This is a genomic window from Xenorhabdus sp. KK7.4 (assembly GCF_963876465.1).
Taxonomy (GTDB): domain Bacteria; phylum Pseudomonadota; class Gammaproteobacteria; order Enterobacterales; family Enterobacteriaceae; genus Xenorhabdus; species Xenorhabdus stockiae.
In genome coordinates this window covers 6,554-11,637 of sequence record NZ_CAWNQF010000063.1, presented here as the reverse complement: position 1 = coordinate 11,637, position 5,084 = coordinate 6,554, and the positions used below count along the sequence as shown (strand labels likewise).

The 5,084-nt window shown below is 52.2% G+C and carries 1 protein-coding gene; it reads left to right on the top strand.

The window, feature by feature from the left end; genetic code table 11:
* Positions 1-5,084, top strand: a 5,084-nt coding sequence (locus tag AACS90_RS23305) for a non-ribosomal peptide synthetase (RefSeq protein WP_193757208.1), incomplete at both ends; no start/stop codon positions are given.

Genomic DNA, 5,084 nt, shown 5'->3' with positions numbered 1-5,084 from the left:
TTCCGCCGTGTGGTGGAAAAAGTGGATTATCCGTTGTCGTTGATCGCCTATGAGCAAGGTAACCAGTTCATCATCAGATTTAATTACGGTGAAGACTGGTTGACTGGTGAACAGGCTCAACGATTACTGAGCCAGCTTGAACGTATTCTGCATGCGCTGGCCTGTCATCCGGAACAACCTCATACCACCATCACCTGTCTCAGTGAGGCAGAGCGCCATACTTTGCTACACAGCTGGAACCAGACCGATGCGCCTTATCCGCAGGATAAAACCCTGCCACAGTTGTTTGAAGCGCAGGCAGCCCAACACCCTGATGCCATTGCCGTGGAATTTGAAGAACAGGTATTGAGCTATGGGGAACTTAACTGCCGCGCCAATCGTTTGGCTCATTACCTGATGACGCAGGGGGTAGGCCCTGACGAACGTGTTGCCATTTGTGTTGAACGCAGCCCGGAAATGGTAGTGGGCTTACTCGCCATTCTTAAAGCGGGCGGCGCTTATGTGCCACTCGATCCCGCCCATCCAGATGAGCGGTTGGCTCACATGCTGGAAGATTCGGCCCCCGTGGTTTTACTCACCCAATCGACTCTCGCACATGTTTTTGATGCTGCGCTACCCTCTGTCAGCTATATGACGGTATTACTCGATAAACAGGCTGTTTATCTCACCGAACAGCCGGATCATAACCCGGATGTACAAGCACTGGCACCACACCATCTGGCCTATGTGATCTACACCTCCGGCTCCACTGGCTTACCCAAAGGGGTGGAAATGCCACAGTCAGCCTTATCAAACCTGCTGCACTGGCATCACTATGCGCCTGAACATCCCACGACAACAGGTAAAACCCTGCAATTTGCAGCACTGGGCTTTGATGTCGCTTTTCAGGAAATCTTTACCACGCTGTGTGAAGGCGGTTGTTTGGTGCTGATTAATGAAGCCCTACGCCGGGAGCCGCAACAGATTCTTAAACTGGTTCAGCAACAACAGATTGAGCGAGTCTTTCTGCCTTATGTTGCTCTTCAGCATTTTGCCGATGCCGTTAACCTCAATGCAGAAGATGATCTTTCCTGCCTGAAGCATATTATTACGGCCGGTGAACAATTGCGTATCACCCCCGCCATTCAGCATCTGATGCAACGTGCTGGTCATTGCCGGTTACATAACCACTACGGCCCGACAGAAAGCCACGCTGCGACGTCATACACGCTGGACAACGAGACAGAGTACTGGCCGACATTACCGCCGATCGGACGCCCGATCGCCAATACGCAAATCTATATTCTTGATCCGTATGGTCGTCTGGTGCCTTTCGGTGTCGCAGGCGAAATTTATATCGCGGGTCAAGGCGTTGCCCGTGGCTATCTCAATCGTCCTGAATTAACGGCTGAACGTTTTCTGAGCTGCCCGTTCTCTAACGAGCCGGGAGCACGCATGTACAAAACCGGTGATTTGGGTCGTTGGCTGCCGGACGGCAATATTGACTATCTGGGGCGCAATGATTTTCAAGTTAAAATTCGGGGTTTCCGGATTGAACTGGGCGAAATTGAGAATGCGTTAGCGACACATCCGCAGATCAAACAGGCCGTCGTGATTGATCGTGAGCATAGCGGGCATAAAGTCTTAGCCGCCTATCTGGTTGTTGAGGATGCGGTATCCGATGACATGCTGCTGGCGCACTTATCTGATCGCCTGCCGGACTATATGCTGCCTGCCAGTTTTACTTTTATGGACGCTATTCCGCTCACACTAAACGGTAAAGTCAACCGCAGAGCCTTGCCCGAGCCGGTTTTCGGTAACAGAGACAGCTATGTCGCGCCCCGCAATACACTGGAAACCCAGCTTTGCGCAATTTGGCAGGATGTTTTAGGGCTGGAACGGGTCGGTACTAACGATAATTTCTTCCGTATCGGCGGTAATTCCCTGACCGCCATTAAGCTGATTGCCGCCATTCGCCGTACCCTGTCTACGGATATTTCATTGGCACAATTGTTTGAACTGAAAACCATTGCGGGTTTAGTGACTCAGATAGAAGCTCAAATTTGTATCGTTATCCCACATCGAACACAAAAGCGTTATCCCTTATCGTTTGCGCAGGAGCGGATGCTGTTTATCGAGCAATATGAGCAGGGTTCCGATGTTTACCATATCCCGTATCTGGTTCAGTTGGCTCAGGAGGCTTCCCTGCCTGTACTGGAAACCGCTATTAACCGATTAGCGGAACGTCATGCGGTGCTGAGCACCGTGTATCGCAGTGATGATCACGATCAGATGTATCAGCAGGCACTGGAGACACATTTCGTGATCCCGTCTCAAATTTGTGACGACAGGGCGACGCTACTGGCTAACGTCCGCAGCGAAATCGCGACCCCCTTTGATTTAGCCACCGAACCGAGCCTGCGCCTGCGGCATTATCAGGTCGCAGACCGTCACTATTTATTACTGTTATGGCACCATATCGCAATGGATGGCTGGTCCATTGATATCTTTATGGCGGAGCTGGCGGAGGTTTACCACGCGCTGCAAGCAGGCCGAGACAGTCAGCTCCCTGAGTTAGAGATTACCTACGGCGATTACGCGGCCTGGCAACGGGATTATTTACAGGGGGATATCCGCGAACAACAACTGGCTTACTGGCAACAGACGCTGGCGGGCTATGAATCGCTGGCCCTGCCCACCGATCACCCCCGGCCAGCACAGGTCAATTATCAGGGATGGGATATTAATTTTACGCTGGACGCACAGCTGTCTGAACAGCTACGGACACTGGCAAGAACGCAGGAAACCACCCTGTATACCGTGCTGCTCAGTGCATTTTACGTCACGCTGGCAAAATTATCCGGACAGAACGATATCGTTATCGGCACGCCGACCGATAACCGCCACCATGCGCAAACGCTGCCCCTGTTAGGCATGTTTGTTAATTCACTGGCGTTAAGGGCACAGCTACAACACACCGATGGCGTGACCGCGCTGATTGCACAGGTACACAAACTGATTATCGGCGCCAAAGCCCATCAGGATATGCCGTTTGAGCAACTGATTGAAGCCCTGAACATTGAGCGGGATACCGCCCGTCATCCGCTATTTCAGGTGATGTTCAGCGTGCAGGCTTTCGGTGAAAACCCGTCAGACGGCAATCTGCCGTTTAGCCCGGTCGCACTGGATGAAACGTTATACAGCCCGGCTAAGTTTGATCTGAGCCTGTTTTTGTCCTATGGCAAAACAACGATTACCGGTTGCCTTAATTACGCCCTAAGCCTGTTTAACAACATCAGCATTACCCGTATCGCAGAGAGTTACCAGCGGGTATTGAGCGCGTTTGTCGCCGACCAGCAACAACCGTTATCCAACATTGATATTTTATCAGCGCAGGAACGCCATACCTTATTGCACCGCTGGAATCAGACGGATGCGCCTTATCCGAAGGATAAAACCCTGCCCCAGTTGTTTGAAGCGCAGGCGGCTCAACGCCCGGATGCGATTGCAATTACCTTTGAAAACCAAAGCATCAGCTATGGTGAACTCAACCGCCGCGCCAACCGGCTGGCCCATCATCTGATTGCACTGGGCGTCAGGCCAGATAATCTCGTCGCCATTTGCCTTGAACGCAGTGCGGATATGGTGGTCGGGATACTGGCTATTCTCAAGGCGGGCGGGGCGTATCTGCCCCTCGATCCGGCTTATCCCGCCGAACGATTGAACTATATGCTGGATGATGCAACACCGGTGGCCTTACTGACGCAAACCACACTGGCAGATAAACTGACCTCGTCAGTCCCCACCGTGTGGCTGGATAACCCGACGCGAGGCTTTGACACGCAACCGGATACCAATCCGGATACACAAGCGCTGGGACTGACTTCAAATCATCTGGCTTACGTGATTTACACCTCCGGTTCCACCGGACAACCCAAAGGCGTGATGGTGGAGCACCGTAATATCCTGCGTCTGATCATCAACAATGGTTTTGCGGATATCGGCCCGGATGACTGCGTTGCCCATTGTGCCAATCCCGCCTTTGATGCTACCACCTGGGAAATCTGGTCGGCCCTGTTAAATGGCAGTTGTCTGCATATTGTGCCTCAGACGGTAGTGCTCGAACCCACCGATTGTCGTGAGGCACTAATCAGGGGAAAAGTAACCGCATTATGGTTAACTGCCGGTTTATTTAATGAATACCTTGATACATTACAGCCTGTGTTCGGACAGCTCCGCTACCTGCTGGTCGGGGGCGATGCCCTCAACCCGCAGAAGATAAAACAGGTGTTGTCGGCAGACCATCCGCCTGCTCATTTAATTAACGGCTATGGCCCGACGGAATCCACCACATTTGCCACGACCTATGCGATCACCGCGCCGGTTGATAGCATGCAGTCGATCCCGATTGGCCGTCCTATCGCCAATACCCGGATTTACCTGCTTGACGCCCATCAACACCCAGTACCAATGGGGGCACCGGGTGAAATTTATATCAGTGGCGAGGGCGTGGCACGAGGTTATCTGAACCAACCCGCACTGACCGCCGAACGTTTCCTCACCGATCCGTTCTCTGCCGAGCCGGGCACTCGCATGTACAAAACCGGTGATTTAGGTCGCTGGCTGCCCGATGGCAATATCGACTATCTGGGGCGCAATGACTCTCAGGTTAAAATCCGCGGCTTCCGTATTGAACTGGGGGAAATTGAAAGTGCCCTTGCGGCGCATCCTCAGGTTAAACAGGCTATCGTGATTGACCGTGAGCATAGCGGGCATAAAGTTTTGGCTGCTTATCTGGTTGTTGAGGATGCTGTTTCCGATGACATGCTGCTGGCGCACTTATCTGATCGTCTGCCGGACTATATGCTGCCTGCCAGCTTTACCTTTATGGAGGCTATTCCGTTGACTCTAAACGGCAAGGTAAATCGTCAGGCATTACCAGAACCTATTTTCGGTAACAGAGACAGTTATGTCGCGCCCCGCAATGTGCTGGAAACTCAGCTTTGCGCGATTTGGCAGGATGTTTTAGCACTGGAACAGGTCGGTATTGACGATAACTTTTTCCGTATCGGCGGTAATTCCCTGACCGCCATTAAGTTGATCGC